The organism is Bacillus sp. P4_D3, assembly GCF_056401855.1.
On the sequence record NZ_JBFUIN010000248.1, the window covers coordinates 1 to 4,727 of the forward strand.

7 protein-coding genes are annotated in these 4,727 nt (G+C 34.7%); all 7 read left to right on the forward strand.

Features of this window, described 5'->3' with window-relative positions; all coding sequences use genetic code 11:
- Positions 1-122: 122 nt before the first annotated feature.
- The 7 genes from gerYC to AC1DTM_RS18495 all read left to right on the forward strand — a co-directional run bounded on the left by gerYC (position 123) and on the right by AC1DTM_RS18495 (position 4,597).
- Positions 123-1,205, forward strand: a complete 1,083-nt coding sequence (gerYC, locus tag AC1DTM_RS18465) for a spore germination protein GerYC (RefSeq protein ID WP_016103777.1) — start codon at positions 123-125, stop codon at positions 1,203-1,205.
- A gap of 12 nt (positions 1,206-1,217) precedes the next feature.
- Positions 1,218-2,327, forward strand: coding sequence for a GerAB/ArcD/ProY family transporter (locus AC1DTM_RS18470; RefSeq protein ID WP_016103776.1), 1,110 nt, complete (start codon positions 1,218-1,220; stop codon positions 2,325-2,327).
- Positions 2,328-2,372: 45 nt separating this feature from the next.
- Positions 2,373-2,882, forward strand: coding sequence for a PCYCGC motif-containing (lipo)protein (locus AC1DTM_RS18475; RefSeq protein WP_002186740.1), 510 nt, complete (start codon positions 2,373-2,375; stop codon positions 2,880-2,882).
- 124 nt (positions 2,883-3,006) lie between these two features.
- Positions 3,007-3,258 carry a YhdB family protein gene (locus AC1DTM_RS18480; protein ID WP_016103775.1) on the forward strand — a complete coding sequence of 84 codons (252 nt, stop codon included), beginning with the start codon at positions 3,007-3,009 and terminating at the stop codon, positions 3,256-3,258.
- 166 nt (positions 3,259-3,424) lie between these two features.
- The gene (locus AC1DTM_RS18485) at positions 3,425-3,844 is read left to right on the forward strand and encodes a disulfide formation protein C (RefSeq protein WP_002159213.1); all 420 of its coding nucleotides are present in this window, start codon (positions 3,425-3,427) and stop codon (positions 3,842-3,844) included.
- A 12-nt stretch (positions 3,845-3,856) separates the two neighbouring features.
- On the forward strand, positions 3,857-4,309 hold the full coding sequence (locus AC1DTM_RS18490; protein ID WP_002159214.1) for a thioredoxin family protein: 453 nt from the start codon (positions 3,857-3,859) through the stop codon (positions 4,307-4,309).
- Between the two features lie 72 nt (positions 4,310-4,381).
- A complete protein-coding gene (locus AC1DTM_RS18495) occupies positions 4,382-4,597 on the forward strand; it encodes a DUF1540 domain-containing protein (RefSeq protein ID WP_002150465.1) in 216 nt (71 codons plus the stop codon).
- Positions 4,598-4,727: the final 130 nt, after the last annotated feature.

Here is a 4,727-nt window from a genome sequence, read left to right on the forward strand (position 1 = left end):
GCGGAAGGCTTTCTACGCTTACCATTTAGCCAAACTGCACAGCGTGCTTCTGTTCTAAGACCAAAAAAGAAATGGCGCTATGATCCAAACAAWGCGAAAGAAAAACATGATGGTGAGGAGAAATGAAAAATATTTTATTATGCTTTTCCATTATCATTTTAATTTTCCAATCAGGCTGTACACAACCAAATATAGTAGACACACAGCGAATTATTCATGTAGGTGGATTTGATATAACGAAAGATAAAAAATTTCGCGGGACAATTCTCTATCCAGATTATACAAAGGGCGTACAATCTAAACCAGAAACTCAGTCAACTACTGCAAGTACACTTGAAACAATCTCTTCACAGCTAAACGCCAAATCGCCACATACGATCGCTGTAGGTCAAATGCGTGTTGTCTTATTTGGAAAAGCATTTGGTGAACGTGGAATTGGGGATGTTATTAACAACTTACAACGTGACCCTAACATTGGCCGAGACGTACAGCTAGCACTTGTAGACGGATCAACAGAAGAACTTCTCAAGCATGTTAAAACAAATGGATCGCTCTATCTTGCTGATTTACTTGAGCAAAATATAGAAACTGAAACAATTCCTCGGACCGCTTTAAATATTTTTTTGTATAACTTTTACTCATCAGGAGGCGATCCCTTTCTTCCCTATATTGAAGTTGACGAAGACAAATCAGCTTCTATTAAAGGCATCGCTTTTTTAAAAAAAGATAAAGTGGCTATGTATACAGATAAAAAAGGCTCTTTTTTATTAAAATTACTCATTAATCCAACTAAAAATGGACGTTACGAAGTTCCGATACGTCAAGGTAAACATAAAGGATTAATCGCCACTCAAAACTTATCTGGAAAAAGTGTTTGTGACGTTTCTCAAAATGGTAGTATTCCGAAAGTTCACATCCACTTAAAACTAAATGGACTCATAAAAAACACTCCTGATTGGCTTGATTTATCTAAAAAGGAGAATATAACTTACGTAAAAAAACATGTAGAAAAAACACTTGAAAAACATTTAAACGAATTAATAAAACAATTCCAAGAAAAAGATATTGATCCAGTAGGTATACGTGAAGAAATTCGTAGTCACTCAAGAAAATGGAGTATGAAACAAATTCAAGAAATGTACCCTAGCGTAGACGTTGCGGTTAATGTGCAAGTTAATGTCGTACAATCTGGTATCGGAGAATAATGAGGTGCTAAAATGGCTGAGCAAAATAAAAAGAATACTGTTTCTCCTTATTTCGTATTTCTTTTATTACACTCCCTTCAAATCGGAGTAGGTGTGTTAGGATATCAACGAATTATTGCGCAATATGCTGGCTATGAYGCTTGGATTTCSCTTATTGTTGCAGGTATTGCAACTCATATCGTATTATTTTGTATGCTTAAAATGTTAGAAAAAGATAATGATTTAATTAATATTCATATGACATGTTTCGGAAAGTGGCTTGGTACCTTTCTTTCCGTTTGTTTCACCTTATACCTTCTATTATTTTGTCTTACAGTTCTTCGTACATATATTGAGATCATTCAAGTGTGGGTCTTTCCTACCATTAAACCATGGAAATTAACTTTATTATTTTTACTCGTGACTTACTATGTTATAAAAGGCGGATTCCGCTCTGTAACAGGAATATGTTTTTGGGGCACTGTATTACCGTTTTTTGTAGTACTATTTTTAGCCTTCCCGATGAAATACGCACATTTCCGCAACATTTTACCTATTCTCACGCATTCACCCATAGACATTCTAACTTCGGCCAAATCTTCTGCATTAGAATTTCTTGGGTTCGAAGCAATCCTTATCTTTTATCCTTTTATTGAAAAAGGAAAATCTCTAAAGAAATGGGCGCATGGTGGCATAGCCTTCTCAACCATTCTATATGTACTCTTGGCAATCATTTCTTTTATGTACTATAGCCAAGAGCAATTGCATCATACCATTTGGCCTACATTAACGATGTTAAAAATTATTAAAATCCCCTTTATTCAACGATTTGAATACATAATTATTTTCGTATGGTTCCTTATTATTTTACCTAACCTTTGTGTAACGATTTGGTCTTCTTGCCGTACTATTAAATGTTCTTTTCGCATACCATTTAAAATTACATTGCCACTTTTTATCACAATTGTATTTATTTCATCCCTATTTTTTACAAACCGTGAGAGTATCAATACATTAAATACAGTACTGTCTCAAGCAGGTCTATATATTGTATACGCTTATATCCCAATTTTATTTCTATTCCATTCACTAAGATGGCGCTTCAAAAATCAGTCGAAAAAATCTTCAACCGATACACCATAATCTTTGATACAATTTGATTAATACATTTGTAAAGGGGACAAGCGAATGAAAAAGTATGTATTTTCTTTACTTGTAGTACTGAGCTTAATTCTTACTGGATGTGGGAGTACTGGTACAAACGAAAAAAAGTCATCTGAATCAAAAGAAGAGCATGACCACGCATCGCATACTCAGCAAGCTGACATTCAAGAAAAGACAAAAGGAGTCGACACACTTCCGGCCTTCCTAGACAAGCTTGATCCACAAATGAAAGACATCTATACTGTCGCGGGACAAAATGCTGAACTATTAGATTGGATTCCTTGTTACTGCGGCTGTGGTGAAAGTGTAGGACATAAAAATAATAAAAATTGCTTTATTCGTGAAATCAAAAAGAATGGTGAAGTTGTTTGGGATTCCCATGCAACAACTTGTGTAAATTGCTTAGAAATCGCAGTTGAATCTGCTTCGATGAAACAAAAAGGAAAATCAACGCTTGAAATTCGTAATTATATTGATAATAAATACAAAGAAGGATATGGGAAACCAACACCTACGCCAATGCCAAAAGCTTAAAAAACGAGGAGACTCCTCGTTTTTTTTCTTTTCATTCACTTTTTTTCTTAACAAATTCTTTCAAGTGTATTTCTCCTCGCTTGTCACACACTATATATAACTCTTCGGTAAGGAGGGTAACACAGTGCAAACATATAACGACTATGACAAAGCTCTCTATTACACGTATTGCTGTAATTGGGATAAACTACTCGTTTTAATGGTTCAAACGAATGACCAACTATTTTCTAAGCGTATTGAACACTTTTTACACGCTTATCAATACAGTAAAGAATTACCAGACGTTGACAAACAATTGCAGCTCCTATTTCAATATATTGATCATGCATCCCAGAAGTCACATGTAGAAGAAGTAGTAGAGCAAATTCAAATGTAAAATATAGCGCTATTCTCTCTTAGAGAATGGCGCTTTTTTGAACATTTTTATATCAATAAAAGTTTCCTTTTACAAAACTTTTATTGATAAACATATTTTCTCTTTCTTTTCTGTACTACTTCATACTATAATTTAGTATGTAACTATTATAAGTGAGGTATAAAATATGGGACGAGAAAAAAAGCAAGAGTATGCTTTATTTACTGCATGGGGAGCTTCTTTTATTGCTACGCTAGGTAGCCTATACTTTTCCGAAATCATGAAATTTGAGCCTTGTGTCCTTTGCTGGTATCAACGTATCTTTATGTATCCATTCGTTTTATGGCTCGGCATTGCTGTAGTAAAAAAAGATTATCGCATTGCAAGTTATTCCTTACCAATTGCAAGTATTGGTGCTTGTATTTCTTTATATCATTATGCAATTCAAAAACTTTCAGCACTATCAGCTGCAGGAGCAGCTTGCGGACGCGTACCTTGTACGGGAGAATACATAAACTGGTTCGGCTTTGTGACAATCCCGTTTTTAGCTCTTATTGGCTTTATCACAATCGCTATTTGCAGCTTTATTGTAATTAAAAACAAATAAGGAGATGAAAGAATGAAAAAAATGCTTATATTTGGTGGTATTATTATCGCCTTGTTTGCAGCAATTTTCGCTGTAACACAAATGGAAGAAAAAAATGCTTCAACAAGCCAAAAAATTGATAATGCTACTAGTCAATCAGATGGTCCTGACTACTACACAAACAAAATTTCTCTTTCAGATCTCCAAAAGAATTTAAAAGAGAAAAAAGAAGAAACAGTATACTTTTATCAAACATCTTGCGTTCATTGCCAAAAATTATCTCCTATCGTAGTACCAATGGCTAAAGGCTTGAATATTGATATGAAAGTTATGGATATTGAAAAATTAGATGCTCCTTGGGATGAATATAAAATTAAAGGTACTCCAACAATCATTCATTTTAAAGATGGTAAAGAAGTGAGCCGTATTAGCGGCGAACAACCGGAAGACAAATTAAAAGAGTGGCTTGAGCAAACGAAAAAATAATAAGAAAAGGAAACTCCTTCTATACATGAAATGCGTGTAAAATCCCACACTAATGTATAAGGAGGGGATTTTATGCCAGAAGTGAAATGCTCTGTTTCCAATTGCTCATTTTGGGGACAAGGTAACCTTTGTCAAGCAAGTGCAATCGTTGTTCAACCTGATGCACAAGAAGCAGGTCAAATTGAAAACAGTTCGTATACAAGCGCTGCTTTAACAAACGAGACGCTAGAAAGCTCTGTAACAACGAGTGTAGAGACTTGTTGTCATACATTTAAACCGAAATATTAAACGTAAAAGCATACGATTAGTCGTATGCTTTTTTACATTCCCCTCCAAAAATCATGCATCATAAAGAAGTACAAAATAACGAGAAGGACCGTCCCGCATAAAGTAATGCGTCGATATACACTCTTCTCCC

Coding starts and splice junctions, on each gene's coding strand:
- gerYC (WP_016103777.1), top strand. CDS start 123: ATGAAAAATATTTTATTATGCTTTTCCATTATCATTTTAATTTTCCAA.
- AC1DTM_RS18475 (WP_002186740.1), top strand. CDS start 2,373: ATGAAAAAGTATGTATTTTCTTTACTTGTAGTACTGAGCTTAATTCTT.
- AC1DTM_RS18485 (WP_002159213.1), top strand. CDS start 3,425: ATGGGACGAGAAAAAAAGCAAGAGTATGCTTTATTTACTGCATGGGGA.
- AC1DTM_RS18490 (WP_002159214.1), top strand. CDS start 3,857: ATGAAAAAAATGCTTATATTTGGTGGTATTATTATCGCCTTGTTTGCA.
- AC1DTM_RS18495 (WP_002150465.1), top strand. CDS start 4,382: ATGCCAGAAGTGAAATGCTCTGTTTCCAATTGCTCATTTTGGGGACAA.